The organism is Pseudovibrio sp. POLY-S9, from assembly GCF_001431305.1.
Lineage (GTDB): Bacteria > Pseudomonadota > Alphaproteobacteria > Rhizobiales > Stappiaceae > Pseudovibrio.
Map to the genome: position 1 here is coordinate 75,661 of NZ_LCWX01000164.1, position 25,425 is coordinate 101,085.

Below are 25,425 nucleotides of genomic sequence, written 5' to 3' on the forward strand. Positions count from 1 at the left end.
AAAGGCACCGGAACCAAATCCGATGCCTTTTAAAATTCTTTTCAAACGAACAGATTATCCGCGCTGCGAAGCAGGTACCGCGCCGATTACTCCCAATGCGATGCGGTATGGAACAAGCATGCTCATCGCAACGATGATCTTTACGCTGAAGTCACCAATCGCCCAGGAAACCCAACGAGGAACTTCCAGAGCAAACACACCAAACAATGGTGCAACTTCTACCGCAAACGCATCGTGATAACCCAAGAACGCAAACTGTGTAGCAAAAGCAAGGCTAAAGAACAGCGCGGTATCGAGCATGGTGCCGAGTGTAGAAGAGACGACAGGCGCCTTCCACCAACGACCATCACGAAGACGATGGAACACAGTCACGTCCAACAACTGAGCAATCAGGAATGCACTTCCTGACGCAATTGCGATGCGTGGTGTTGCCAAAACAATAGAAAGAGCAACTGCAACAGCAAAGCCAGCGTACACGACTTTGCGTGCAGCAGCAGGACCAAACTGTCGGTTAATCAAATCAGTTACAAGGAATGCCACTGGATAAGTGAATGCACCCCAAGTAAGCAGGTCTGCCAGATTAACAGCCCCGAACATTCCCTGAACAGGGAATTGAACAAGGTAATTCGAAGCAACGACCACTGTGGTCATTGCCATAATAGCAAGAGCCAGTGGTCGAGCGGTATTCGACTTAGTCACGTTCAATCCCTTTCAAGAATGATGTGATTAAGCAGCTGCCTGACGACGCTTGATTTCGGTCTTCAGCAAACGCGCTTTAGGAGAAAGCTCAGCTTCAACTGCTTTCGCCAAGAATGCGTCCAAACCACCGCGGTGCTCAACAGAACGCAGAGCGTGTGCAGAGATACGCAGTTTGTAAGTTTCGCCGAGAGTCTCACTCATCAGGGAAACATTGCAAAGGTTTGGCAAGAACCGACGACGGCTCCTGTTTTTTGCGTGAGACACGTTGTTGCCGGTCATCACGTCTTTACCGGTAAGTTCGCAGCGGCGTGCCATGAGGGTCACCCTTTATAATTTGTAGGCGCCCTCATTTTTGGGCGCATTCTGTTAAAACCGGCAGGTCGCGGACACCACGGTCACGCGGAACCACCTCCGGCCCTGTACGGAAAAGTTGGCTTGCTATAATTAGTACAGCAGAATTCGTCAAGGCTTTGCTGCCTATTTGCCTGTTCGAAGCCCATTTTTCAATCAAAACTCGAACAAACTCACATCTCTTAACCACCGTGTTACCATGTTTAGGTAGTTTCATATTTCAATGAGTTTGAATTTTTTGTTCAGTTTCCTGAGTTCTCAGGCTGTCAGGCGCGAATGTCTGCGGCTGCGGAGGTACAGTATCGTGCGAGTAACAGTTTCTAAGGTTTGCAATTTTCTTGGCAAATCGAGCGTAATAGCCGTCGCAGCACTTTCATTTAGCACGCTATCCACAGCTGCTCTGGGGAAAACAGAGCGCCTAGGCGGTGTCTACAATATTTCTTATGCAGGCTTCACTGTGGCAAAAGGCTCCTTATCGCTTATCCTCAGAGAGAACGCCTATTCCGCAAAAGTGGGTATGGAGCCAGCTGGCATTGGAACCCTCTTCTCCACAGGCAAAGGCGGCGCACACGCGACCGGGTGGATGAAAGGCGCAAAAGTCCTTCCAAGCACCTACACCATGGCCTCGCGTGCATCCAACCGAGACTTCTATGTCAATCTAGGTCAGGGGTCTGGCCATGTCCGCACAACCCAGGTCACTCCAAAATACAAACCGTCCAAGACCCGCGTTAAGGTCACTGGCAAGCACAAGCTCAATGCGATGGACCCGTTAAGTGCAGCGATTGTACGCGCACCGTCCCGCTCAAAAGTGCTTGATCCATCAGTATGTAATCGCAAACTTCCAATCTACGATGGCTGGGCGCGCTTCAATATCAATATGAAGTTCAAAGAAGTGCGTGAAGTCTCAGGCAAAGGCTACAACGGTCCGGTTGTCGTCTGTTCCGCACGCTGGGAGCCTGTTGCTGGACATCGTCCAGAGAAAAAGGCTGTTCAGTATCTGGCCAAAAACGCAAACATTGAAACATGGCTCGCACCGATCGGAAACACCCGTATTCTTATTCCTTACAAGGTCTCCATTCCGACATCGACAGGTACACTTGTCCTGGAAGCAGCAGAACTCAATATGCCGCAAACGTCAGGACTTCGCAAAAAAACAGCTTCCAGATAGGATTTGCACTTTAATCCCAAACCTTCTTGTCTGAAGGGGTTCAAACACCCACATTTGTGATGCAAAGCCTTGACAGATGACCCAGCTGTCGCCAGTGTCGCGCCAAAATTATAGCGCGGTCCAACGCCTTTTAGTCGGCGGGTCAAGCCCGCTGATTGTTACGAGTGAATATCCAATATGCGCAGTTACCTCGAATTCGAAAAACCAGTTGCTGACCTTGAAGGTAAAGTACAGGAATTGAAAATCCTGGCTGAAGGTGGGGAAGCGGTTGATGTGGAAGACGAGATTGCCCGTCTTCAGGAAAAAGCAGATCAAGCACTCAGCGACATTTATTCTCGCTTGACGCCTTGGCAGAAAACTCTGGTGGCTCGCCATCCAGACCGTCCGCATTCACTGGACTACATCAATACCCTGATCTCAGATTTCACGCCTCTTGCCGGTGATCGCAAATTCTCCGAGGATTGTGCCATTATCGCAGGCTTTGGTCGTTTTCGTGGACAATCAGTCGCTATTCTTGGTCAGGAAAAAGGTAACAACACCGAAAGCCGCCTGAAGCATAACTTCGGCATGGCACGTCCGGAAGGTTATCGTAAAGCCGTCCGCATCATGGAACTGGCAAACCGTTTCAACATCCCTGTTGTCTCTTTCGTGGACACAGCAGGTGCGTACCCGGGGATCGGCGCTGAGGAGCGCGGTCAGGCAGAAGCGATCGCACGCTCAACTGACATGTGCCTCGGCCTTGGCGTTCCAAACATCTCCATCGTCATTGGTGAAGGTGGCTCAGGCGGTGCGATTGCAATTGCAACCACCAACCACGTAGCAATGATGGAACACTCCATCTATTCCGTGATCTCACCGGAAGCAGGCGCATCCATTTTGTGGCGCGACAGCACCCGCGCGCAAGACGCGGCAACCAACATGAAGATCACTGCAGAAGACCTTTCCAGCTTCCGCGTCATTGATGAGATCATCAAAGAGCCAATCGGTGGTGCTCACCGCGGAAAAGAGATCGTAATTGATCGCGCTGGCAACTCGATTGAAACCGCTCTGAGTAAGATGGCTGGTCTGTCTGCAGACGAGCTCAAGAAGCAGCGTCGCGAGAAATTCTTACGCATAGGTCGTGAACTCGGCTGATTCGAACCTAGGATTTATTGTGGGTATCCACTAAATTTTTTATAAAAGGCATCAGAAGTATATCTGATGCCTTTTTTGTTTGATCCAATCAAACTCGGGGGAAAGTGCATCTTGGGGAATACCCCACAATCTCAGAGAGAATGATCTGTGGTAAGATTCGATCAACCTTAACCCAGATAGTCTTAGTATCGAGTCGAGATTGGGGTTCGGGCAAACTAGCCCCAGCATGGTGGGTCAAGCACATGATTAGAGTGTTTCAGGGAGAGACTGGCAAGAACGTAAAGCGTGCTGCTGCGCTTGCGCTGGCTTTAACGCTAGCCGCTTGTCAGGGAACAGAGTTTGGCGCTGAGAAGCATCAGCAACCTGTAAGCAAAAGCCTTTCCAACAGAATGAAATCCAAGGACATGGAGCTCAAGTCTCCAATCATGGTTCGTCTGTTCAAGCAAGAGTCTGAATTGGAGATCTGGAAACAGACCAAATCAGGCCAGTATGCTTTGCTGGAAACCTATGAGATATGCAAATGGTCTGGCAAACTCGGCCCGAAGTTTAAGGAAGGCGACCGGCAGGCACCAGAAGGCTTCTACGAAGTCACACCGGGCCTGATGAACCCGTTCTCCTCTTACTATCTCGCATTCAACCTTGGTTTCCCGAACAAGTTTGACCGCGCGCATGACCGCACAGGCTCAAACTTGATGGTCCATGGTGCCTGCTCTTCTCGCGGGTGTTATGCCATGACGGACGAGCAGATCGCAGATATCTACTCTCTTGGTCGCGATAGCTTCCTTGGCGGACAGAGAAAGTTTCAGGTTCAGGCCTTCCCATTCCGCATGACACCGGACAACATGGCCAAGAACGCAAGTTCCGAGCATTATGAGTTCTGGCGCATGCTGAAGCGTGGCTATGACCACTTTGAAGTCACCAAACGCCCACCATCCATTGAAGTCTGTGAAAAAGAATATGTCTTCAATGCGAAGGCAGGCACACGCGGAACCAAATTCAATGCACGCGGCGCTTGCCCTGCCTACACAGTGCCTGAGCACATCGCGGTGGCAGTAGCAGAAAAGCAAACCCGGGATGCACGAGAGACCGCTGAGATCCAGATCGCTATGGAAAGCAGTAAACGCCGCAAAGAAAAGATTGCAGCGTTCTTTGGTGGCACCTCAACAACTGACGTCGCAAAAGCAGAAGCACCAAACGCAACGCCTGTGAATGTAGAAGCTGCAAAAGTTTTGGCGCTGGCATCTGAGGAACCATCCCCAGCACCGCAAAAAGCCTCTGAATCAGAACGTGCTTTCAGCTACTTCACATCCCTGTTCTCTAACAGTCGTGTTGGTGAAGAGAAGAAGGTCGTTGCAGAGGTCGTAAATCCATACCCAGCCGCCCCTGCACCACGCATCAAACCGCAATTGTGACGTTGTGTTAATCGAAACCTAGCCTGACTTATGTACGCTGGTCTCAATGAAGATCAACAAGTCAGGTTAGGCAAATGCCAGGCTCAAAAACCTTCTTTGGAAAGTACCACAGCAAAGAGTACATCAACGAACGCCGCCACTTACGTGGGCTCCTTGGCTATTACATAAAGTACATTCCAATGTCCTGGGGTGTGCGACTAGGCCTCTCCTCCGGCATTCTGACGAGGTATGGTGTTGAACTCACACCCAATGTCTTCGACGCCACATTCCGCATGTGCTGCGAAGGTGGTTACGGGACATTCCTCACCAGCTATCTTGTCGACTATGAAAAACCTTTCATCATGCTGGATATCGGCGCAAATCAAGGCCTCTTCAGCCTGCTTGCAGCTCAAAACACAAACTGCCAGCAAGTCATAGCTTTCGAGCCTGTTGCCAGTACATTCCAATTACTGAAACAAAACATTGAGCTAAACCTTGCTACCTCTCGCATAAAGGCAGTGCAGGCAGCAGTCTCCGACCACACTGGCCAAGCTAAGATATTCCTCAGCAAAACCCATAGCGGCGGCGCATCCCTCAGCCAGAACACCGTGCATTCTGACGAAAAAACCGAAGAAATTCAAACCATCTCTGCCCAGCAGTTAGACGAGATGATCACCGATGAAATCGACATCGTGGTCAAACTCAATGCTGAAGGGCATGAAGAAACCGTGATTAAAGAGCTCATCAAGACAAGCTTCTTTCCTCGGGTTCAATCAATTTTCTATGAGAGAGATGTCAGATGGTCTGATCCAAACATGCTCAAAAACCTTCTGGAGGAGCAAGGCTTCAAAAGCTTCAGGAGAGTTGGTCATGAACCACGTTTGGACGTACTGGCAAGCCGTGAACCTGACGACATCTAAGCCCAGATTGCCATGCGCAGACCGCGTTCATCTCGCCCGAAGTCAGCTGGAAATGGCTCTGCATGGCCATACAGCAACCGCTCAGCAATAACTGCATTCACAGCAGCATCCATCAGATCATCCCGAGCAGCACCTTTAAGCGGTTTTTGGTCCAGAAAGTTCGCTACATAGCCAAACTGCACAAGCAAATCTCTCCGCGCATCCAAGCCCGCAGGATAGCTGCTTCCCTTGACCTTCTTAGGAATAGCAATGGGCTCCTGCCCGTTTAAGCGCCAGAATGCCACCTGAGGATGAACTTCATACACCCGTGCTTCCAACTCAGGAGTCATGAGCTGATCAATCTCTCGAATTTTTGGGAAGATATGGAACGCTTGCTTGGATACTTTTTTGGGTGGTGTTGAATGCGCCAGTGCAGCAGAGCAAGCCTCGCGATAATCCTCACAATAGATCGCAGCCCGCGCGGGAATGGAAAACACCGTTGATTGCCTCATACCTAAAAGAGGACGAACCGCTTTCTCAGGCCCACGACCATTGCTGCCAATCTTCTCCGGCAGCCCGATCGGCATATCGACCGCAATCTTATGCGGCTCATGCTCAGAGGCCAGCAAATCTGCAAAATGAGGAAAGATCTGCACTTCAGGTGCACGAGTTGAGCCAACCCAGCGGAAAACAGCAACCCAACCTGTCTTGCAACCGTCAACCCCAGCCACACAGACGGGATCAACTGCCACCGCTTCAGGCACGCTCAGGCGCCTCTACCACGCGGCGAGTGTTCACAAGCGCCATCGGTTGGATAAGCGGATCTTGGTGCTCAGCATAAAGCAAATCATCAGAACCAACTTTGACAGAGCGCGCGACCAACTCAAACGTTGAAGCTGTCGCTTTCTTCAATGCCTCTTCATCACTCTGCCCACTCAGACTGCGAGCCAGATAAAGCGCTGCCAACAAGTCACCAGTGCCATGCGGTGCGCCCTGCACTTCCGCATGTTCAATCGCAAGGCTACCACGCGGCCCAACCAGCAAATTGGAAATGGAATTACGCCGGATTGCTGGCGACGATGTAATGATCGTCCGCTCCACTTGCAGCGTCCGCGCTGCCGCAACAGCTTCATTTTCCATTTCAGTACCAAACCCGCTGAGCCAAGCGAGCTCAAAACGGTTTGGCGTAATCACGTCAGCAAGCGGTAACAGTTGGTCACGAATAGCTTCAGCAATCGGCTCAGCAACATAAAGGCCACCTTTGTCACCAATTACCGGATCGCACAGATAGACCGCATCATCATTGCGAGCCTTCACTTCCTGCACAATCTTCGCAACATCAGAAACCTGAGCCGCATTTGCCATGTAGCCAGAGATAACCCCCTTCACAGTGCTCAAACGATCACTAGCGCAAATCTGTTCAACGATATGCTCGAAAGCTTCCTCACTGGCCGAAATACGTTCACCAGCACCTTGTCCCGGATGCCATGGCAGAACAATCGTAGGCAGCATCCAGACATTAAAGCCCATGCGCTCCAGTGCAAAAACAGCACTGCGCATGCCAACACATCCGCTGACAACCTGTGAAGAGATCACCAGAACCGAAGGCTTTTCCTTCGGAGCGCTTTCTCTGATTTTGTGTTCTACTTTTTTGACAAACCGCTCAAGCGACATCTAGGAAATCTCGTGTTCAGATGAAACGCCAGTACCAAAACGTTTCTCGATATAATCCAGAACCATCGCCTTAAACTCATCAGCAATGTTCGGCCCACGCAGAGTAACAGTTTTAGCACCATCAACAAACACAGGTGCAGCAGGTGTTTCACCAGTACCAGGCAGAGATATACCGATGTCAGCATGCTTGGATTCACCAGGACCGTTCACGATGCAGCCCATGACAGCAACGTTGAGTTCTTCAACACCCGGATATTGCTCACGCCACTTCGGCATACTCTCGCGGATATGCGCCTGAATGTCCTGAGCCAGTTCCTGAAAGACTGTGGAGGTCGTACGTCCACACCCCGGACACGCAGCAACAATCGGCACAAAACTGCGAAAACCCATTGTCTGCAACAGTTCCTGAGAAACCTGCACTTCACGCGTACGGTCCCCACCCGGTTCAGGAGTCAGCGAAATACGAATGGTATCGCCGATGCCCTGCTGAAGCAGAATGCCCATGGAAGCAGAGGACGCCACGATGCCCTTTGTGCCCATACCAGCTTCAGTCAAACCAAGGTGAAGGGCATAATCGCAACGCTGTGCCAGATCCGTATAAACGGCAATCAAATCCTGAACCTGTGAGACTTTCGCAGACAAAATGATTTTGTCGCGACCAAGCCCCAATTCCTCAGCACGCTGAGCAGACAACAAACCAGACTGGCAAATCGCTTCGCGCATCACTTGTTGCGCGGTCAGCAGAGAGCCTTCCTCCTGATTTTTATCCATCAGGTGTGTCAGCAGTTCCTGATCAAGCGATCCCCAGTTCACACCGATGCGCACGGGTTTCTCGTGCTTCATCGCCATTTCGATGATCTGGCCAAACTGCTTGTCTTTTTTGGTCTTAAACCCAACATTGCCCGGATTAATCCGGTACTTATCAAGCGCTTCAGCACAATCAGGATGATCTGCCAGCAGCTTGTGTCCGATGTAGTGAAAATCTCCGACCAGCGGAACATTGACCCCAATCCGGTCCAGACGCTCTTTGATACGCGGAACTGCTGCAGCAGCTTCATCACGATCAACGGTAATACGAACCAGCTCGGACCCGGCACGCGCCAGAGCAGAAACCTGCGCAACGGTGGCATCTACATCGGCGGTATCGGTATTTGTCATAGACTGAACAACAACAGGCGCATCACCGCCAACAATAACCCCACCAACATCTACAGCCACAGAACGACGGCGCGGAAACGGGGAAGAAATATAGGTTTGGTTCTTGTCAGTCATGATCATTCCATTGGGATAAATCTTTATGCAAGCAAGTGCAGCATGCAGCCCACGCTGTCAACTTTTTAGCGCACGCTCAATTCAGTTTGATGTCATCTCAAGATGCCATCACGCACCCCAAGATTTCACAGTAAACCTCTCCTCAGATTGATGCTAGGTCCACTCCATCATCAGCCTACTGAAAATAGCCAGCGACTTTTGACGCAATGCACTCATCTCTAACCTTCCATTAAGGACAAAAGACAGATCGGTGGTCAGTTTTGACCTTTTTGCACTGCACGCTAAACAACTATGCTTTTTGCTAATGCAACCAGATTAAAAAGTGGCGCAAGCTCACACCAACTCTTTTTTCAATACATTTGGGCAGGAGACTCGAAATGCTCTCAGGAAAAACCGCTGTAATCACTGGATCCACATCAGGCATCGGCCTTGCTTACGCTCGCGCAATGGCAGAGCAAGGCGCCAACATCATGATCAATGGGTTTGGCGATACTGATGCCATTGAGAAAGAGCGCGCTGCAATCGAAGCCGACTTCGGTGTAAAGTGCGTGTACTCATCAGCCGACATGACCAAGCCTGATGAAATTCACGCAATGATCCACGATGCGGTTAAATCCCTCGGTTCTGTAGATGTCCTCGTCAACAATGCAGGCATTCAGCATGTTGAAGCCATTGAGCATTTCCCGGTCGACAAATGGGATGCCATCATCGCGATCAACCTGTCCTCCGCATTCCACACAATCCGTACCGCCGTGCCTTACATGCGCAAAGCAGGCTGGGGTCGCATCATCAACACCGCGTCCGCTCACGCATTGGTAGCATCTCCATTCAAGTCGGCATACGTTTCTGCAAAGCACGGCATCGCTGGCTTAACCAAAACCGTCGCACTGGAAGTCGCAGAAAACAACATCACAGTGAACGCCATTTGCCCCGGCTACGTCTGGACACCGCTCGTCGAAAGGCAAATCCCGGATACCATGAAAGCCCGCAATATGACTGAAGAGCAGGTGAAAAAAGAAGTCCTGCTCGCTGCTCAGCCAACCAAAGAGTTCGTGACAGTCGATCAGGTTGCCGGCCTAGCCGTGTTCTTGTGCTCTGATACAGCCGCTTCAATCACCGGCACTCTCTTGCCAATGGACGGCGGCTGGACAGCACAATAACGCTCAGATGATTTCCCGGAGTTTTCTTTTCCAAGCGGCCCATGGAGGTCCATATGGCGACTACTCGGAAGACAGCGAAAAAAGAACGAAAGAAAATCAATCTGGCCTTACAAGGTGGAGGCGCACACGGCGCCTTTACCTGGGGCGTTCTGGATTGGCTCCTTGAAAACGAAGATTGGGAGATCACTGGCATCTCAGGCACAAGCGCAGGTGCCATGAATGCAGCCGTCATGGCCGATGGCCTCGTTGAAGGCGGGCAGCAAGGCGCAAGAGATGCCCTCGCCCGCTTTTGGAAGTCCGTCAGCGCAGCTGCGGAGACCAGTCCATTCCAACGCAGCCCAATGGATGTTTATTGTGGCAATTGGAGCATGGACAACTCTCCGACATATCTGGCATGGGACCTGCTTTCTCGCGTCATGTCTCCCTATCAACTAAACCCAATCAACTATAATCCACTCCGCGACCTCGTTGCTGAGCAAATCAACTTCGAACGTGTGCGAAGTTGCGACCAGATGCAGGTCTATGTCGCTGCAACCAATGTTCGAACCGGGAAAATCAAAGTTTTTGCAAAGGAAGAACTCACCCTTGATTCACTCATGGCGTCTGGCTGCTTGCCGCATATGTACCAAGCAGTAGAAATTGGTGACGAGGCCTATTGGGATGGTGGTTTTATGGGCAACCCGCCTTTGTTTCCACTATTCCAACACGGTGGCTCTACCGACGTACTTCTTATTCAGGTCAATCCGGTTGAAAGAGTTGAACTTCCGCACACCGCTCAGGAAATCTCAGAGCGCATGAATGAGATCACCTTCAACTCAACTCTGCTGCGAGAGCTTCGCGCAATTGAGTTTGTGACACGACTGATTGATGAAGGCCGCCTTGATTCGAACGAATACACCCGCGTTTACATGCACAGAATAGAAGCAACAAAAGATCTCGCCCCTTTCGGAGCTTCATCCAAGGTAAACGCCCAGTGGGAATTTGTAGAACTTTTGCACGACATTGGGCGCCAGGCTGCAAAGAAGTGGGCGCACGACAATTACGACAGCATTGGCAAACGAAGCACGCTGAACCTGGATCACGAATTTAACTAGATCTAAACGAGAAGGTTAACACTCCCAAACCGCATTGCAAATTGCGACGCAGCATAGGTAAGCAACCTGTTAAATTAACCCGCATGTTGGAGAGTAGAAGCGCAGCCACCCCAGATATTGTGCCAAAAATTTATCACAAAACTGGCACAGCTTTTGCTTTTAAATAAGCAGCTGATATCAAGGTACTGCGTAATCAGCTTTAGAGAATATAAAGAGGGTTTTTGAGCGTGTATTCAAAGCCCTCTTTTTCTTTGGGCAATGCATCCTCCCGACACACAGCTCTCAGAAAAAATCGTTTTATCCCTAAAAAAGTCTTTCAAAAAAATCAGCGTGCCAACCTTTTGGCAAGATTTTAGCGTTAGGAAAGACACGCTGATTGTTGAGTTATGCGTATTCAGCGCTACAGCGGAAGGAGCAGGCGTTTGCGACCCGACTTGCTTCTTCCGCTCACAAGCCTTCAAGCACATCTCTTAGCCCCTGATTTAGTAAGGAACCCACGCGCTCGCAAGGGTAAAGGGCCTTATTTGACCGATATCACATCATGTTCAGAGCTGCACGTAAAGCGTGTTCACTATTTCACAATTACAATCTTTGCGTTTGATCGGCCATTTGCCTGAATCAAACTGAACAATCTCTTGGCGTTTTTCGGATGCAACCGCACGCAACCGTGTGAGGCAGGCGCACCCAAGCGCTTAACCACATCCGTTCCATGAATGGCATACCCCTTATAGAAAAACACAGAGTAAGGCATCGGTGCCCCGTTATACTTACGGGAGAAATACCGTTTGTGCATTCGCGTTGGCTTAAAGGTGCCCACTGGCGTTCTGTATCCCCGCCGGGCCGTCGAAACAGGCCACGAATGCTGAACCTTCCCATCCACGAAGATCCGCATCCTTTGCTCGGAAATATCAATCTTCGCCAACACTTTAGTGGAGGATGCCTTGGCCGGAACCATAAGCAATAAACAGATAAACAGAAGTCCTGATATAGTAATAATTGTACGCATACTGAAGCCCCCTCACTCAACGCAATACTTAAGGTGAATTAGCATGCGCAACAGCAGGAGTCTGTCATCGACTTATTCTAAGGGTATTATTAACGATCTCTCAGAGGGGATACTTCAATACTGAGGTAATATAACTCTCAATACCAATACATCATACATACCTTGTTATTCATGAATATACACAAAGCTTCACTTCAAACGCCGCTTTATTCACGGCACAGTCAGTGAGAACTCACAGTGCATGCAGAAAATAAAAAAGCCCGGAGATCCTTCCGGGCTTCATTCATCAAGTCTATTCGATGCTCTGGTTACCTAGAACATATCCCAAGCAAACCGATAGGTCGCACCAAACCCGACAGACCACATATTGTCGTTCTGCGTAATCGGGCTATCTGCAGCTTCGCCAATCAAACGGTCATAGCCACCTTGTAGGTGCAGCCCAATACTGTCAGTCAGCGCATAACTCGCACGCACAACACCACCAACGCTCTTGAAACCACCTTCTGCGGTGTATGGGCCGAATGGAGTACCTGCTGCAACGCTGAAATAGGTGTTCATGTATGAACCGTCAGCAGCATCAACGCGCGGGCCGAATACAAACGTCAAACGATCCGTAACTTCGGTGATCACGTCAATTCCAGCGCGCCCAACAAAGCCGCGGTGACCGTTAAAACCGTGGCGCACTTCGATGAATGCACGGAACCAATCATGACGGAAGCCACCACCAAGGCCAACTTCTCCAGCCCAAGGCACACGAGTTGTCCCTGTCAGAGAGGAGGAATCTGAAGGATTACGCTCTCCAACAAACCCAAAAGACGGATAGATAAAGAGGCCTTGTGTTTCACCCTCTTTCACCTGACCGAAGCCCGGCAGGTAAAACCGCGAAAACGCAATCAGTGGCAGCGGATAGATGATGTATTCATCCGCACCGTCATACTTGGGATTCACAAAACCAGCCACGCCAATATCAACGACGTATCTCTTGCTGGCTTGCTCCTCAGTCAAATCACCAGGCGTAAAACTATCTTCTGCCAGTGCATGACTGGAAACGGAAGCAAGCGCTAAGCCTGCGAGAATACGAAGAGAGGCGGTCATAGGTGCAGCCTTGATCGGGAAAAAGCAATTACCACCTATGATATACGTTTTAAGTCACTTTGGAGACCTGCAGTTTCAGGAGTTTTCTACAGACTGTTGCCCATTGGCATCATAAAACTCAACAACTAGTAGTTTTTTCATCTCAATTCACATTGACTGAGTAAAACAAGTCCATCAATTCCCCGTGAAACCAAAGCGTTTTCTTCAATCCTTTCAGTAAATCGGTGCCAAAAAAATCTTTTTGAATCAATAAGCCTCCGAGCAGAACAGATAAATTCTGCAGTATCTGGACAAACGCGACGTCAATTTGAAATATCCGGAAAAATAATCCTCTTGGTTTCAGAGGCTATGACGATTATTCCTAGAAAATTCAGTGATAGTGGCTGTTCTCTATCCTAATGAAACAAAAACAACGCCCCCAGCCATCTGAAAGGTGCCAAACACATGTTTCTCAGCGTCTTTGAAATTTTCAAGATCGGTATAGGTCCGTCTTCGTCCCACACAATGGGACCGATGACCGCTGCCGCACGTTTTCTGGATGAGTTGAGAGACGGTCGCCGCATATGGCCCGGCGCAGGCGCACCAAAGAGATTGCGCTGCACGCTTCACGGCTCACTCGCCTGGACCGGCAAAGGCCACGCGACTGACAGAGCCGTTGTTCTGGGTCTGGCTGGCTGCACGCCTGAAACTCTGGATCCAGATGAAGCAGAGGCACTTGAGAAAAAGATCACGACAGAAAAGAAAGTCCACCTTCCTGACCTTCCAGAGTTGGACTTCGATCCCGATAAAGACGTGATCTTCGACTTTGAGAAAAACTTGCCAGGCCACGCAAATGGCATGGTGATCGAAGCATACGACGCCCAAGACCGCCTGCACCTCCAGGAAACATTCTATTCCATCGGTGGCGGGTTCGTTTTGACCGAAGAAGAACTGGACCGCCTGAAAGCAGCAGAAGCGTCAGGTGATCAGGCTCCCGACGAAATTAAAGGCATGCCTTATCCATTTGCTACAGCACAAGAAATGTTGGAGATGGGACAAAAATCTGGCAAGACCATTGCTGAGATGAAGCGCGCCAACGAAATCACCTCTCTGGATCCGCAAGAACTGGACAGCAAGCTCTGGCAGATCTGGGATGTGATGAACGCATGCATGGAGCGCGGCCTGAATACTGAAGGCGAGCTACCGGGTGGCCTTACAGTCAAGCGTCGCGCAGCTGCAATCAAACAACAGCTGGAAGACGAACGCGGCAACAACATGAGCATGCCGCACGTCGCCAACGACTGGCTCTCAGTCTATGCAATGGCCGTAAACGAAGAAAACGCAGCGGGCGGCAAAGTTGTCACTGCACCAACAAACGGTGCAGCAGGCGTTATCCCGGCAACCGTCAAGTATTACCGCGAGCATTGCCCAGGCAGCAACGATGAAGGCATAAAAACCTTCCTCCTCACATCAGCAGCTGTCGGTGGCATCATCAAGCACAATGCTTCTATTTCCGGTGCTGAAGTTGGTTGTCAGGGCGAGGTTGGCTCCGCCGCTGCAATGGCAGCCGCAGGCCTTTGCGCAGCTCTTGGCGGCACGAACGAGCAGATTGAGAACGCAGCTGAAATCGCTCTGGAGCATCACCTTGGCATGACCTGTGATCCGGTCGGTGGCCTTGTTCAGGTGCCATGCATCGAGCGTAACGGCCTCGGCGCCATCAAGGCAGTCTCAGCAGCTTCACTCGCTCTGCGTGGAGATGGCTCCCACTACATGCCACTGGACAACTGCGTTGAAGCCATGCGTCAGACTGGCGTGGAGATGAACGACAAATACAAAGAAACCAGCAAAGGCGGTCTGGCAGTCAACCTGCCAGAATGCTGATTACTCAGGTTGCGGTGGTGGCAGTTTTCTGCCCCACCATCATCTGGCGCTTTGTGCCATAGCCTTTGATACGCTCAACCTCAAAACCCGCTGTCTGCAAGTTTCGGCGCACCCAACCTGCCGCGGTGTATGTCCCGAAAGTCCCGCCAATAGCGGTTTTCTCTCCAACAGCAAGCATAAGATCTCGCCCCCAAAGCTCTGGGTTCCGTGCCGGATTAAAGCCATCAAGGAACCAGGCATCAACGGGTATAGACAGGGTTGGCAACATCTCACGAGCATCCCCAACACCCAGCAGCAGTCGCACACCATCAATGGTGATTGGATTCCAACCCGGCTGAGGCTTCCATGCAGCCAACAGCTTGTCTTTAAGCTCTTTGAGCTCAGGCCATTGCGACAGCGCTTTCTCAATCTCCACAGCTTCCATCGGATACAGCTCAAACGAAACGTAAGTCAGCTTGGTCCGCTCTGCTTCTGGTAAACTCAGAAGCAACTCCAGCGTGGCGAGAAAATTAAGCCCGGTTCCAAATCCCAGTTCAGCAATAGTAAAAGACTGTGCACCCACCCAGCGTTCAGGGAGTTGATTACCCTGCAGAAATACGTAGCGCGTTTCGCCTAATCCACCGGCTTTGGAGTAATAAGTATCTCCAAACTGCGACGCATAAGGCACATTCGCATCATCCCATTCCAATTTTGGGCGCTCTGTCATATGTCTAAGCCAAATCTCTAACGTAAAAATCGGTCTGGGCTTATACCCCAACCTGGGAAATAAAAAAACATGACCTACGATATAGTTGTTGTTGGAGGGGGAATTTTCGGACTTAGCGTCGCCAAAGCCGCACTCGGAAAAGGCTTGAAAGTCGCTCTTCTGGAAAAAAACACCATCGCATCAGGCGCCAGCGCTGGCCTTGTTGGTGCGTTGATGCCCCATGTACCGAGTAAATGGAACGACAAGAAGCAGTTCCAGCTGGACGCACTGATCGAACTCTCCGATATCGTGGAGGAGCTGGAAGAAGCCACTGGCCTTTCTGTCGGCTACAGCCGTGCAGGTCGCCTGATCCCGCTTTACACAGAACCCAAGCTCGAACATGCCCTCTCCCGCGTTGAAGAAAGCAAGCAGCGCTGGAGAAGCGATGAAACTGGCTTCACCTTCAATGTGGTGAAAGAAACACCGTTCAATGACTGGCTCACACCAGAAGCCGCTCCACTTGGCATCATTTGGGACACCTTGGCAGCACGGGCCAATCCGCGTCTTGTCTCTGCAGGTCTCAAAACCCTGCTGGAAACACGCATCGACATCATGGAACACACCGAGTATCTCGGCTTTGATGAGACTACAGGCACCGTTTCACTGGGCAATGGTGAAAGCCTGAGTGCTGATCGCGTGGTATTGTCAGCAGGTTATGAAGGTTTCGAACCACTCAGTAAGATCGCAGGTAAACCCATCGGCATGGGTGTGAAAGGTCAATCCCTTTTGCTCGAATATAAGGCCGACAAACCTCTCCCGGTTATCTATGACAACGGAATTTATGTTGTCTCACATGCCAATGGCACTGTTGCTATCGGCTCCACCTCCGAGCAGGAGTGGACCAGTAAAGAACCAGTAGAGGCAGACATTCAGACCATGCTCTCCAAGGCAGTCGGCTTTTGCCCTTCATTGAAAGACGCGCCGATCCTCACCCGTTGGGCAGGTATCCGTCCAAAATGTAAAAAACGGGACCCTTTGGTCGGCCTCATTCCAGGCAAAGACAAAACATGGGTGGCAACTGGTGGCTTCAAAATTTCCTATGCCATTTCTCACCGCATAGCCGCCTGCCTCATGCAGGAAATGTTCCCTGAACAAGACCAGACGATCCACTTGCCAGAGAGCTTTAAGCCAGCCTTCCATTTTGGCTAAAGCATGCGAGATAAGAACAAAAATCGTTTGCCCTATCAGTTTCAGGGCAAACGCCCCCTGCTAATTGGTACTTTTTCAGGTACCGCTTCTTGAAATTAGCTCAAAATATAGAAAAATGAGGCATGCTGGACCTTGCAGGTGCCTCAGTTCAAAGTTACATGAGGAGCAACTCTGTTTCCCAAGCTCTGTCTTCAGGGAAGCAATTCAGCTAGTTCATCTTCGCAAACTTGGAGTTTAACCAGTCCATGCGCGCTATTCTTGATGTCGTTTTCATCATCCTAAATCTTTACACGTGGGTCATTATTGCGAATGTGATCTTCTCCTGGCTCTATGCGTTCAACGTGGTGAACTCAAACAATCAGTTCATCGCGATGATCGGGCAGACACTTTACAATCTAACCGAACCGCTCCTGCGCCCTATCCGCCGGTTCCTTCCGGCAATGGGTGGATTGGATCTTTCTCCGATTGTGCTGCTGCTCGGCATTTTCCTTATTGAGCGCATCATCGGCCTCTACGTTTATCCCTACGTATTTTAAGTAGTGGCTGAACAAGAACGCCCTTGGAAACTGCAGGCTGACGGAATTCTCATTACCGTCCGCCTCACCCCCAGATCCTCCAAAGATCAAATTGAAAAGATAGGCGAGCAGTCCGATGGCAGATCGCTCGTGATGGCGCGCGTTCGCGCAGTGCCAGAAAAAGACGCTGCAAACAAAGCCGTTGCGGCCCTTTTTGCGAAAGCACTCTCTGTTCCCAAATCATCGGCAGAAGTGATTGCAGGTTCCACCGCCCGCATAAAAACACTACGCGTTTACGGCGAACCACAAGAGCTGCAAAAAAGGCTAGAAGATCATCTCTCCTAGCCTTCAAAGATAAGTTCTGCACGTAACCGCGATCAGAGAACCCACATCAGTTCTCATGGATACGTTTTAGTCTTCAAGCTTGCGCGCTTCTTCTTCCAACATAATCGGAATTCCATTCCGAATTGGGTAGGCCAGCTTTGCAGCGCGGGAGACCAGCTCCTGATTCTCAGGATTGTACTCAAGCGTTGTCTTCGTCACAGGACAAACCAACAGCTCCAAAAGCCGACGGTCCAGCTGTGGCGCTTCAAATTCGCTCATAGAGCCCTCATTCATTTTTGTCTTTACCTGCATCACTGAAGCGTGCTGCCAGTACCACCATTGCCACGTGCCAGCTCAACTTCAGCCAGCGCAATGAGCGTATCCGCGCGCACTTTCAGATTCTCTGTTTCCAACAGAGCCTGCTTCTCTTTCGGTCCATAAGGACTCATCATGCACAATGCATTGACCAATACCTCGGTCGAGGCAGAATTGACGCTATCCCAGTCCGCTTCAAGGTCATTCACACTCAAGTATTCTTTGAGCGTTGAAAGCAGCAGATCTCGATCGACATCATCTTCTCCGATACCGGTCGTCAAATCACCAGCAAAGCGGGTCGCATCAACGTGACCACGACGGAACGGGGCACGCTCTTCCAGCTCACCACGAAGCACAAAGCGAGAAACGCCAGACAACGTAATCAGATAGCGGCCATCGCCACTTTCCTGAAACCCTGTAATGCGCCCCATACAGCCAACAGTGCAAAGTTTTGGTCTACCGGCCAATTCTTCATCACTGGTTTCAAACTGCGGCTGAATTACCCCAATCATGCGATCAGTACGCAAAGCACTGTCGATCATCGACGTATAGCGCGGCTCAAAAACATTGAGAGGCATGTGGGAGCGCGGAAGCAAGATAGCTCCCGGCAAAACAAACAACGGCACAACCTGCGGCAGATCATCCAGACCTGCGTAGGTCGCATTTCCAACAGTCATCGAGGCCACTTAAGTGCTCTCCGCTCTTATCATTAGGCCTAGATTACGAGAATAAAATTGAGGAGAGTTTACGGCGACCATAAGCAGAACCTGCATCTTTAAAGCCCCAGGCTTCAAAAAACTGCAGCAACTGCTTGCGCGCGCCATCTTCATTCCACTCACGGTCACGGCGAATAATCTCAATCAGCTCATCAACAGCACCAGTTTTATCCCCTTTGCCGCCCAAAGCGAGCGCAAGGTCAAAACGAGCCTGATGATCATCTGCATTGGCTTCTACACGCTCACGCAACTCTGCAAGGTCATCAAGCCCTTCAGATTGCTCAGCGAGTTCAAGCGCAGCCTTCGCTGCTGCAAAATGCTGGGAGTTCTGCTCATCTTCCGGAATCATTTCGAGCATCTGTTGTGCATGGTCTTTCTCACCAAGCGCCAGATAGCACATAGCAAGCCCACACAACGCCTGCACGTTGCCAGCGTCGATAGAAAGCGCGCTACCATAAAGCTGTGCAGCTTCTGGATACCCTTCAGCATCACGAAGCTCATCAGCCTTCTCAAGCATCACTTCCAGATCACTTGGACCAATGTTTACGCCAATACGATCGAGAAACTTTTTGATTTCACCTTCGGTCTGCGCACCCATAAACCCGTCAACAGGCTGGCCACCTTTAAATGCAAACACTGCCGGGATCGACTGAACACCCATCTGACCGGCAACTTCCGGATAATCTTCGATGTTCATTTTCACCAGCTTGAGAGCACCATTCGCCTCCTTGACGACTTTCTCAAGCGTCGGCGTAAGCTGCTTACAAGGACCACACCAAGGCGCCCAGAAATCAACGAGGACCACCTGATTACGGGAGCCCTCGATTACGTCCTGCACAAAGGTTTGAGTGGTCGTATCAAAAATCAAGTCAGCAGCATTGGCTGCCGGAGCTGCGGATGGAGATGCCGCGCCAGCCTGTGTGTTGGTCTGGTAACCGCCGCCATATCCACCGCCAAGGGAGCCACCAAAGCTGCCACCTACGGAATAACCGGATCCACTCATTATTTTGACCCTTTACTGAACCGGGAGCTGCTCATATCAGCGCTCCTCATATCAAAATCTCTAACTGCTGCCTAAAATGGTCTTAGATGAGACCAATTACAATTGGCGATCACCCAGTTTTTATAGATCTTCAGTGACTTTCTGCGCCTCTGCGGAAACCGCAAGCACATTGGCATCATGCCCACATGCCTTGGCAAACACCATCAGACCTTCCGCTGAAATCGCCGTTGAAGCATTATTTAGCAACGGATGGAAGTTCAGAACCTCCTGCTCCATCATATCTGCATCAAACACCACGGACACGCGTTGTGCTTCCCGATCATTGATCAGAGAGAACGGCGTGACGGATCCTGGAGTAACACCCAGCACCTCTTCAAGCAGATCAGCTTTGCCGAAGGAAACACGACCAGATGCACCAATGATGCTCGAAATCTTCTTGAGATCTATCGTAGCATCATGAAGGGCCACGACCAAAAAGAGATTACCCTTTTTGTCTTTAAGGAAGAGATTCTTGGTGTGCCCACCTGGAATACGCTCATGCAGATCAGCAGATTCAGCAACCGTAAAAACCGGCTCATGATCAATTGTAGAAACCGGAATGTTCAAGTCTTCCAAGAAAGATATCAGTTGCGAACGGCTTGCTGGCATGTAGAACGACCTCTCCCAAGTCTCTGAGGCAAACCAAGTGTTTGCCACATAAATGCTGCACCGTTTTAAGCCACCTATAGAAAAAGGCAAGCGGTCCATAAGAACCGCCTGCCTCTAGTAAACCGAGGGCGAATAGTTTGCTTAGTGAGCCGTCATGACTGACGGATCAGGGAGTGGTGTGGTGTTGGTCCGAACTGGCAGAATTGGGTACTCAACGCTTGGCTGTTCTCCGGTAAGGGTCTTCAGGAAAACAGTAATTGCATCAATATCTTCTTCACTCAGCTCAGCACCAAGCTGAGAGCTGGCCATAATAGAAACCGCCTGCTTCAAATCCCAAACCTTGCCGGAATGGAAGTAAGGAGCAGTCAGATCGATATTGCGGAGCGGTGAAGCACGGAAAACGTATTCTTCCTCGGCAGTTTGAGTAACAGCAAACCGGCCTTTGTCATTGACTGGAAGAATATCTGCACCCGGCTTTTCAACCACGCCGAATGGATAGTACCCCTCACCACCAATATTCACACCGCCATGACAAGCGGCACACCCGGTATCCATAAACACCTGTAGTCCCAGCTTTTCCTGCGCATTGAGAGCATTTTCATTGCCCTCAAGGAACAGATCAAACTTGGAAGCAGGCGTAATCAAAGTTGCCTCATACGCTTCAATTGCCTTCGCCATATTGTCGAAGTTCGCTGGTAACTCCTCACCTGGGAATGCTCTTGAAAACTGCTCAGTGTATCCCGGCATACTGTTCAGAACAGCTTCAACCCGCTCTGGCGTGCTGGCCATTTCAACACCAGCTTGCACCGGGCCTTTGGCTTGCTCTTTCAGGTCTTCTGCACGACCATCCCAAAACTGGGCAAGGTTGAACACAGCATTCAACACGGTGGGTGCGTTACGAGGCCCCTTTTGCCATCCATGGCCGATGGATGTTTCCAGATTATCATCCCCACCCATGCCGAGATTGTGACAACTGTTGCACGACAGCAATCCCGAAAGCGACAGTCGCGGATCAAAGAAGAGCTGTCGCCCAAGATCAATTTTTTCGCGGGTAATCGTGTTGTCTTTAACACTGGGTACAGCGTGCGGGATCGGCTTGAAGTAAGAACGCGCCTCTTCCAGCAACTCAGATTGAGCAAAAGCTCCTCCCTGAACAGCCATGCTGAAAACAGATGCGCCAATCAATGTCTTAATTATTGCTCGCATGAAATCCTCCATCATCACGAGATAATGGAGTTTAGAATCACTACAAACAAAAGCACATTGATGCAACCGCTTGACATTTACTATGGTAACATCAAAATTTTCATCAGCTTAAAACGCAAAACCATCATCGAATATATTGAGATATACAAAAAATACTTGAAATACGAATTCCACCAATACTTACTAATACTACAAATATCGAGAATTATAATCACAAGACATACACGAAGCGTCCCTCCATACACTTAGAATAACTCTAATATAGACAAAAAATTGAGAGCTTTGACCGCGTGCAACTTACGTTTCTCAAGGGCATGTACTTCACCCTCAAAACGTTCTCTTAGAATATACTAATACACGGCTGCGACATACTGCCCCCAATTACAAATTGTGATCCTAACGACGTCTGAATGTTGTTCTTAGCCACGCTCGCTAATGCTCATTCTGAATGTGACTAAAAAAATTCCTGATCTTATTGAGATATATGAGGGAACCTGTTTCTTTTTCACGCAGCCCATCCACGACCTCGGACAAAATCACATAGGTTATTTTACTCGAGTGCAATTATTTCCACAACGATCAAACAACTCTATAAAACTATCTATCTTATTGTTATATAATATTTTTTATGAGGCATTTCACGACCTCCACATCCACAAGCTCTGAGAAACCCCACAATGAATTTCAAATTCCTTGTTGCATTCACCCCAAGCTTTTGTCATATAGCTCCCACCTCACCGACGGGGCCGCAACAAACGGCTCTAGCGAAACAGATGCGGGCGTAGCTCAGGGGTAGAGCATAACCTTGCCAAGGTTAGGGTCGTGAGTTCGAATCTCATCGCCCGCTCCAGTTTCTCTAAGAAACTGAGTTTTCGCGAAGTTGGAATTTTTTTGGATATGCGGGCGTAGCTCAGGGGTAGAGCATAACCTTGCCAAGGTTAGGGTCGGGCGTTCGAATCGCCTCGCCCGCTCCAAAAAAACAAAACAACCGCCGCAAGGCGGTTTTTTGTTATCTGCACTTCTCCATCCCTTTCAAAGCCTTAAGCAAATTATTCCTCTTCAAGCCAAGGAGGAAATGGTGTGTTCTCAGCAGACATAATGTTCATGAACCGGGTCTGGAAATAATCTGTGCGTCCCAACACCGGTAGAAACTTTTGCCTGAACAGACGGATCGCTGTGTTGTTTGACGCTAAAAACCGTGTGCCAGTATCGACCGTCTTCAAAACCTCCGCGGCAACAGGTCGTCGATCCAACATATATTGATGCGTATGCCCGGTAGAGACTTGCCACGCCAGCCACGCAGCATCCTCAATCCCTAAGTTCATCCCCCTGCCTCCAAAGGGAGAATGCACATGCGCAGCATCTCCCACCAGAAAGACCCGCCCTTTCTGATAGAGATTGGCCAATCGGTGGGAGATCCGGAAAGACGACTTCCAATTGACTTTGATGACTTTCAAAATCGGCGGCATAGTCTCAAGTGGATCAGAGTGATCGGCAACAATGCGCGCCCGTGTCGCAGAAAAGGGAATGACCCCGAAGATATTTGGTGACCTGTCAAACATCGTCGGCCCATCCATCGTCAGCGTCGGTTCCAACTCCACATCTGCCAGCCCCCAATCTTGCGGATACGAACTGCCTGAAAAGGTGAACCCCATTTGCGAACGAACAATTGAGTGTGCACCATCTGCCCCAATCACCATGGGTGGGTGAAGTACCTCTTCGTCACCGCTACTGGTTTGTATAACTGCAGTGACGACCTCATCCTCCTGCTCCAGCTTGACGAGTTCACACTCCCGCTCGACCGGTATTCCCAGCTCTGTCAGATGTCGTTCAAGAACAGTTTCAGTCTCATATTGCGGCAGGGCCAGCATAAAATTAAAAGGCCCATCTAAATCTGATAGATCAACCTCTAAAAGCTCATCACTTGGCCCACGAAAGTGGACATGGTTCATCCGCCATCCCTTTTGCAGCAGTTTGTCTGCCACACCAGATGGCTGCAGGATTTGGAGGGTGCGGGGATTAATGGCAAGGGCACGAGATTGAGCGTGAGGGCGCGAATTCTTATCAATGATACGAGGCGTAAAGCCGCGCCGCTTCAGCTCAATTGCAGCAGTCAACCCACTGGGCCCTGCCCCAACAATCAGAATGCGTCCTCTTTGCATTACCATCCTACCGTACACAGGGCTTGTTGTTGCAAGCTTATGCAAAAGACGCTGTTGGAGCGTTGAACCAGTAAGGCGAACTTTAATCACTCTCGGAGGAGCTTGTTTGCCCTTCTTGACCTGGCTTCAAAATTGTCGTTTAGCTGCCCTCCAAGCTCTAAAGGATGGTATTCGATGACAACACCTTGCCCTTGCAAATCAGGAAAAGACTTTGAAATCTGCTGCCAGCCTTTTCTGGAAGGCAAGGCCCTGCCCGAAACAGCAGAGCAGCTCATGCGCTCACGTTACAGCGCTTATGCCACAAAAAACATTGATTACCTGAAAGACACATTGTGGCCCCGCTACCAAAAAACCTTCAGTTCAATTGAGGTCGCACAATATGCTGCCCAAACTCAATGGATAGGGCTTGAGATTCTGGGCGCCGATAAGGGGCAACTAGATGATGCAAAAGGTAGCGTCCTCTTCTGCGCCAAATACCTTGCCCATGGCCAAGTCGGAGAACAGAGAGAACTGAGCCTCTTCAAAAAGCGCAAGGGCCGCTGGTATTATGTTGAACCGATGGAAGAAGGCAGCCGCCTCTAAACCTCACAGCCTGATCCAAAATCGACTGAGCGTAAAAACAGTCTTGCTGCGAGAGCAACAGTCAACTTCTCTGCGCCTTCCATCAGTAACGACCATATCACAATGCAAATAAGGCTTTACCTCCCCCTACAAGCAAGTTCCGATCCTCACCCAGGTCAGCAAACTTCTCCGTGAAAGTCTAAAAGCAGAGATCTCAGACTTATCATTTACCGACTACATACAAGCCCTTTTCAGCTCATCATACCAATGACTGAACCTAAACTGAGGCTTACCAAGATATTTTGCATCAGCTAGCAGCATAAGATGCCAACACTAGAAAACATCGTTTCCATATATTTTTGGTATGTCAGCACGAGTTTCCCACACCTTTAGGTTGCTTCATTAACAACCACATTCCGCAGGGAAAAGGCGCCTTTGCGTAACGGGTTAGCGGAACGCCGACAAGGTTCAGACAAGCCTCGTTACATCCAAACTTATTAAAATTAGAAAAAAAACTATTTCAAACTATCGGTACATATGTGTATGTCACACAAATATGAGTATCGATCAGGAAATTTCTAAATGAACGTAGTTCACGCAAACAGAATGGAGTTTATGAAGTGGAGATCACTAATACAAAACACGCCTAATACTGTAGGATCCGGATGTGAAATTTATGAATCTACTAAGGAGCTACACTTAAACGATGGATCTTTAGTCCTAATTAGCAAGCCCAATCAAGATTGCACAACACTATTACAAAGTTTTTCTAAAAAAAACCTATCAGAAATCCAGTACTTACAGTTCCGCGCCTACAAACTCGTTGAACCTGGCTTTGCAGGACGGCGATATTGGGCTGTTAAAGTCATCGCAGGAAAGCACCCTAAGAACCCTGGGTTACGGTTGTTGGTCGTTGGCTGGATCAAGGGCACAACCATGAAACGAGCCTTCAACGAAATCAAAAAAGTACTAAAAGGTGATGCCCAAATTTGCGAAGACCAGCGTCTATAAGAACAGCAACCGACAAAGCTGTGACGCTCATATGAAGGCGCTGACATTGAAGGCGATCAGATTATGATCAACCTGCGTCAACCTTTTCCTTTCAACTGTTTGGCTGGCAGTCCAGCGACAAAACTCATACTGAGCGAAATCCATTCTCTAAGCGCCGCCTGATCACACACCTCAGCAGCCACAAACACCAATCCTCCCATTCGGCGACCACCAAGCTCAACAACCTCAGCCCCCTCTCGGCCGAGCGCTTCAGCTTCATTATCTTTT

At 49.8% G+C, this 25,425-nt stretch carries 26 protein-coding genes, 2 tRNA genes and 1 pseudogene; 14 read left to right on the top strand and 15 right to left on the bottom strand.

The annotated features are described in order from the left end of the window. Window positions 1-54 precede the first annotated feature (54 nt). Together PPL9_RS15380 and rpmB are read right to left on the bottom strand one after the other, a co-directional pair. A complete protein-coding gene (locus PPL9_RS15380; protein ID WP_057463516.1) occupies window positions 55-657 on the bottom strand; it encodes a VUT family protein in 603 nt (200 codons plus the stop codon). Between the two features lie 69 nt (window positions 658-726). Beyond that, a complete protein-coding gene (gene rpmB / locus PPL9_RS15385) occupies window positions 727-1,014 on the bottom strand; it encodes a 50S ribosomal protein L28 (protein ID WP_057463517.1) in 288 nt (95 codons plus the stop codon). A 340-nt stretch (window positions 1,015-1,354) separates the two neighbouring features. Between rpmB and PPL9_RS15390 the strand changes: the two genes are divergently transcribed. The 4 genes from PPL9_RS15390 (at window position 1,355) to PPL9_RS15405 (ending at window position 5,663) form a co-directional block, all read left to right on the top strand. Next, on the top strand, window positions 1,355-2,218 hold the full coding sequence (locus tag PPL9_RS15390; protein ID WP_082596891.1) for a DUF3108 domain-containing protein: 864 nt from the start codon (window positions 1,355-1,357) through the stop codon (window positions 2,216-2,218). Between the two features lie 177 nt (window positions 2,219-2,395). Then, entirely contained in the window at window positions 2,396-3,352 is a 957-nt protein-coding gene (locus PPL9_RS15395; RefSeq protein WP_057463518.1) for an acetyl-CoA carboxylase carboxyltransferase subunit alpha, read from the top strand. Between the two features lie 242 nt (window positions 3,353-3,594). After that, window positions 3,595-4,764 carry a murein L,D-transpeptidase family protein gene (locus PPL9_RS15400; RefSeq protein WP_057463519.1) on the top strand — a complete coding sequence of 390 codons (1,170 nt, stop codon included), beginning with the start codon at window positions 3,595-3,597 and terminating at the stop codon, window positions 4,762-4,764. 74 nt (window positions 4,765-4,838) lie between these two features. Further along, complete coding sequence (locus PPL9_RS15405) at window positions 4,839-5,663, top strand: FkbM family methyltransferase (RefSeq protein ID WP_057463520.1); 825 nt, start codon at window positions 4,839-4,841, stop codon at window positions 5,661-5,663. On the opposite strand, the gene PPL9_RS15410 is transcribed toward PPL9_RS15405, so the two are convergent. Genes PPL9_RS15410 through ispG form a run of 3 tightly spaced genes read right to left on the bottom strand, consistent with a single transcriptional unit; the run spans window position 5,660 to window position 8,588 of the window. Beyond that, window positions 5,660-6,406, bottom strand: a complete 747-nt coding sequence (locus PPL9_RS15410; protein WP_082596892.1) for a DUF429 domain-containing protein — start codon at window positions 6,404-6,406, stop codon at window positions 5,660-5,662. The two genes, PPL9_RS15405 and PPL9_RS15410, sit on opposite strands and share 4 nt — an antisense overlap. Then, window positions 6,399-7,316, bottom strand: a complete 918-nt coding sequence (gene pdxY / locus PPL9_RS15415; RefSeq protein WP_082596893.1) for a pyridoxal kinase — start codon at window positions 7,314-7,316, stop codon at window positions 6,399-6,401. Before pdxY ends, PPL9_RS15410 begins: the two co-directional genes overlap by 8 nt. Next, on the bottom strand, window positions 7,317-8,588 hold the full coding sequence (gene ispG, locus PPL9_RS15420; protein WP_208989394.1) for a flavodoxin-dependent (E)-4-hydroxy-3-methylbut-2-enyl-diphosphate synthase: 1,272 nt from the start codon (window positions 8,586-8,588) through the stop codon (window positions 7,317-7,319). Window positions 8,589-8,965: 377 nt separating this feature from the next. Here ispG and PPL9_RS15425 point away from each other — a divergent pair, with 377 nt between their 5' ends. Further along, window positions 8,966-9,748 carry a 3-hydroxybutyrate dehydrogenase gene (locus tag PPL9_RS15425; protein ID WP_057463524.1) on the top strand — a complete coding sequence of 261 codons (783 nt, stop codon included), beginning with the start codon at window positions 8,966-8,968 and terminating at the stop codon, window positions 9,746-9,748. Between the two features lie 53 nt (window positions 9,749-9,801). Continuing rightward, a complete protein-coding gene (locus tag PPL9_RS15430) occupies window positions 9,802-10,842 on the top strand; it encodes a patatin-like phospholipase family protein (protein WP_057463525.1) in 1,041 nt (346 codons plus the stop codon). 571 nt (window positions 10,843-11,413) lie between these two features. Here PPL9_RS15430 and PPL9_RS15435 read toward each other — a convergent pair. Together PPL9_RS15435 and PPL9_RS15440 are read right to left on the bottom strand one after the other, a co-directional pair. Further along, window positions 11,414-11,848, bottom strand: a complete 435-nt coding sequence (locus tag PPL9_RS15435) for a L,D-transpeptidase (protein ID WP_057463526.1) — start codon at window positions 11,846-11,848, stop codon at window positions 11,414-11,416. 312 nt (window positions 11,849-12,160) lie between these two features. Further along, a complete protein-coding gene (locus PPL9_RS15440; RefSeq protein ID WP_057463527.1) occupies window positions 12,161-12,943 on the bottom strand; it encodes a MipA/OmpV family protein in 783 nt (260 codons plus the stop codon). A 444-nt stretch (window positions 12,944-13,387) separates the two neighbouring features. Here PPL9_RS15440 and PPL9_RS15445 point away from each other — a divergent pair, with 444 nt between their 5' ends. Then, entirely contained in the window at window positions 13,388-14,803 is a 1,416-nt protein-coding gene (locus tag PPL9_RS15445; RefSeq protein ID WP_057463528.1) for an L-serine ammonia-lyase, read from the top strand. A gap of 4 nt (window positions 14,804-14,807) precedes the next feature. On the opposite strand, the gene mnmD is transcribed toward PPL9_RS15445, so the two are convergent. After that, window positions 14,808-15,509: a tRNA (5-methylaminomethyl-2-thiouridine)(34)-methyltransferase MnmD gene (gene mnmD / locus PPL9_RS15450; protein ID WP_057463529.1), complete on the bottom strand. Its 702-nt coding sequence runs from the start codon at window positions 15,507-15,509 to the stop codon at window positions 14,808-14,810. A gap of 69 nt (window positions 15,510-15,578) precedes the next feature. On the opposite strand from mnmD, the gene PPL9_RS15455 reads away from it, so the two are divergent. The 3 genes from PPL9_RS15455 (at window position 15,579) to PPL9_RS15465 (ending at window position 17,557) form a co-directional block, all read left to right on the top strand. Beyond that, on the top strand, window positions 15,579-16,697 hold the full coding sequence (locus tag PPL9_RS15455) for an FAD-dependent oxidoreductase (RefSeq protein ID WP_057463530.1): 1,119 nt from the start codon (window positions 15,579-15,581) through the stop codon (window positions 16,695-16,697). Window positions 16,698-16,942: 245 nt separating this feature from the next. Further along, entirely contained in the window at window positions 16,943-17,233 is a 291-nt protein-coding gene (locus PPL9_RS15460; RefSeq protein WP_057463531.1) for a YggT family protein, read from the top strand. A gap of 3 nt (window positions 17,234-17,236) precedes the next feature. Beyond that, window positions 17,237-17,557, top strand: a complete 321-nt coding sequence (locus PPL9_RS15465; RefSeq protein ID WP_057463532.1) for a DUF167 family protein — start codon at window positions 17,237-17,239, stop codon at window positions 17,555-17,557. Between the two features lie 66 nt (window positions 17,558-17,623). Here the strand turns inward: PPL9_RS15465 and PPL9_RS15470 are convergent, their stop codons facing one another. The 5 genes from PPL9_RS15470 to PPL9_RS15490 all read right to left on the bottom strand — a co-directional run bounded on the left by PPL9_RS15470 (window position 17,624) and on the right by PPL9_RS15490 (window position 21,379). Continuing rightward, the gene (locus PPL9_RS15470) at window positions 17,624-17,815 is read right to left on the bottom strand and encodes a Trm112 family protein (protein ID WP_057463533.1); all 192 of its coding nucleotides are present in this window, start codon (window positions 17,813-17,815) and stop codon (window positions 17,624-17,626) included. A 32-nt stretch (window positions 17,816-17,847) separates the two neighbouring features. Next, window positions 17,848-18,528, bottom strand: coding sequence for an LON peptidase substrate-binding domain-containing protein (locus PPL9_RS15475; protein WP_057463534.1), 681 nt, complete (start codon window positions 18,526-18,528; stop codon window positions 17,848-17,850). Between the two features lie 43 nt (window positions 18,529-18,571). Next, window positions 18,572-19,570 (bottom strand): thioredoxin, encoded by a 999-nt coding sequence (gene trxA / locus PPL9_RS15480; RefSeq protein ID WP_057463535.1) that lies wholly within the window; start codon window positions 19,568-19,570, stop codon window positions 18,572-18,574. Window positions 19,571-19,690: 120 nt separating this feature from the next. After that, window positions 19,691-20,218, bottom strand: a complete 528-nt coding sequence (locus PPL9_RS15485; RefSeq protein ID WP_057463536.1) for a prolyl-tRNA synthetase associated domain-containing protein — start codon at window positions 20,216-20,218, stop codon at window positions 19,691-19,693. Window positions 20,219-20,359: 141 nt separating this feature from the next. After that, window positions 20,360-21,379: a cytochrome-c peroxidase gene (locus PPL9_RS15490; protein WP_244273399.1), complete on the bottom strand. Its 1,020-nt coding sequence runs from the start codon at window positions 21,377-21,379 to the stop codon at window positions 20,360-20,362. Between the two features lie 820 nt (window positions 21,380-22,199). Here PPL9_RS15490 and PPL9_RS15500 point away from each other — a divergent pair. Further along, window positions 22,200-22,274 (top strand) — tRNA-Gly (locus tag PPL9_RS15500). 49 nt (window positions 22,275-22,323) lie between these two features. Then, window positions 22,324-22,398 (top strand) — tRNA-Gly (locus PPL9_RS15505). A 75-nt stretch (window positions 22,399-22,473) separates the two neighbouring features. Here PPL9_RS15505 and PPL9_RS15510 read toward each other — a convergent pair. Beyond that, window positions 22,474-23,586, bottom strand: coding sequence for an NAD(P)/FAD-dependent oxidoreductase (locus tag PPL9_RS15510; protein WP_057463567.1), 1,113 nt, complete (start codon window positions 23,584-23,586; stop codon window positions 22,474-22,476). Between the two features lie 102 nt (window positions 23,587-23,688). On the opposite strand from PPL9_RS15510, the gene PPL9_RS15515 reads away from it, so the two are divergent. Both PPL9_RS15515 and PPL9_RS15520 read left to right on the top strand, forming a co-directional pair. Next, the gene (locus PPL9_RS15515; protein ID WP_208989395.1) at window positions 23,689-24,168 is read left to right on the top strand and encodes a YchJ family metal-binding protein; all 480 of its coding nucleotides are present in this window, start codon (window positions 23,689-23,691) and stop codon (window positions 24,166-24,168) included. Between the two features lie 561 nt (window positions 24,169-24,729). Beyond that, window positions 24,730-25,158 (top strand): hypothetical protein, encoded by a 429-nt coding sequence (locus PPL9_RS15520; protein ID WP_057463540.1) that lies wholly within the window; start codon window positions 24,730-24,732, stop codon window positions 25,156-25,158. 77 nt (window positions 25,159-25,235) lie between these two features. On the opposite strand, the pseudogene PPL9_RS33355 reads toward PPL9_RS15520, so the two are convergent. Beyond that, window positions 25,236-25,425 (bottom strand): annotated as a pseudogene (locus tag PPL9_RS33355) (RNA methyltransferase); the annotation flags it as partial.

Coding starts and splice junctions, on each gene's coding strand:
- PPL9_RS15430 (WP_057463525.1), top strand. CDS start 9,802: ATGGCGACTACTCGGAAGACAGCGAAAAAAGAACGAAAGAAAATCAAT.
- PPL9_RS15400 (WP_057463519.1), top strand. CDS start 3,595: ATGATTAGAGTGTTTCAGGGAGAGACTGGCAAGAACGTAAAGCGTGCT.
- PPL9_RS15440 (WP_057463527.1), bottom strand. CDS start 12,943: ATGACCGCCTCTCTTCGTATTCTCGCAGGCTTAGCGCTTGCTTCCGTT.
- PPL9_RS15380 (WP_057463516.1), bottom strand. CDS start 657: ATGGCAATGACCACAGTGGTCGTTGCTTCGAATTACCTTGTTCAATTC.
- PPL9_RS15510 (WP_057463567.1), bottom strand. CDS start 23,586: ATGCAAAGAGGACGCATTCTGATTGTTGGGGCAGGGCCCAGTGGGTTG.
- PPL9_RS15520 (WP_057463540.1), top strand. CDS start 24,730: ATGAACGTAGTTCACGCAAACAGAATGGAGTTTATGAAGTGGAGATCA.
- rpmB (WP_057463517.1), bottom strand. CDS start 1,014: ATGGCACGCCGCTGCGAACTTACCGGTAAAGACGTGATGACCGGCAAC.
- PPL9_RS15475 (WP_057463534.1), bottom strand. CDS start 18,528: ATGACTGTTGGAAATGCGACCTACGCAGGTCTGGATGATCTGCCGCAG.
- pdxY (WP_082596893.1), bottom strand. CDS start 7,316: ATGTCGCTTGAGCGGTTTGTCAAAAAAGTAGAACACAAAATCAGAGAA.
- PPL9_RS15425 (WP_057463524.1), top strand. CDS start 8,966: ATGCTCTCAGGAAAAACCGCTGTAATCACTGGATCCACATCAGGCATC.
- PPL9_RS15405 (WP_057463520.1), top strand. CDS start 4,839: ATGCCAGGCTCAAAAACCTTCTTTGGAAAGTACCACAGCAAAGAGTAC.
- PPL9_RS15395 (WP_057463518.1), top strand. CDS start 2,396: ATGCGCAGTTACCTCGAATTCGAAAAACCAGTTGCTGACCTTGAAGGT.
- PPL9_RS15445 (WP_057463528.1), top strand. CDS start 13,388: ATGTTTCTCAGCGTCTTTGAAATTTTCAAGATCGGTATAGGTCCGTCT.
- mnmD (WP_057463529.1), bottom strand. CDS start 15,509: ATGACAGAGCGCCCAAAATTGGAATGGGATGATGCGAATGTGCCTTAT.
- PPL9_RS15470 (WP_057463533.1), bottom strand. CDS start 17,815: ATGAGCGAATTTGAAGCGCCACAGCTGGACCGTCGGCTTTTGGAGCTG.
- PPL9_RS15455 (WP_057463530.1), top strand. CDS start 15,579: ATGACCTACGATATAGTTGTTGTTGGAGGGGGAATTTTCGGACTTAGC.
- PPL9_RS15485 (WP_057463536.1), bottom strand. CDS start 20,218: ATGCCAGCAAGCCGTTCGCAACTGATATCTTTCTTGGAAGACTTGAAC.
- ispG (WP_208989394.1), bottom strand. CDS start 8,588: ATGACTGACAAGAACCAAACCTATATTTCTTCCCCGTTTCCGCGCCGT.
- PPL9_RS15435 (WP_057463526.1), bottom strand. CDS start 11,848: ATGCGTACAATTATTACTATATCAGGACTTCTGTTTATCTGTTTATTG.
- PPL9_RS15460 (WP_057463531.1), top strand. CDS start 16,943: ATGCGCGCTATTCTTGATGTCGTTTTCATCATCCTAAATCTTTACACG.
- trxA (WP_057463535.1), bottom strand. CDS start 19,570: ATGAGTGGATCCGGTTATTCCGTAGGTGGCAGCTTTGGTGGCTCCCTT.
- PPL9_RS15490 (WP_244273399.1), bottom strand. CDS start 21,379: ATGGCTGTTCAGGGAGGAGCTTTTGCTCAATCTGAGTTGCTGGAAGAG.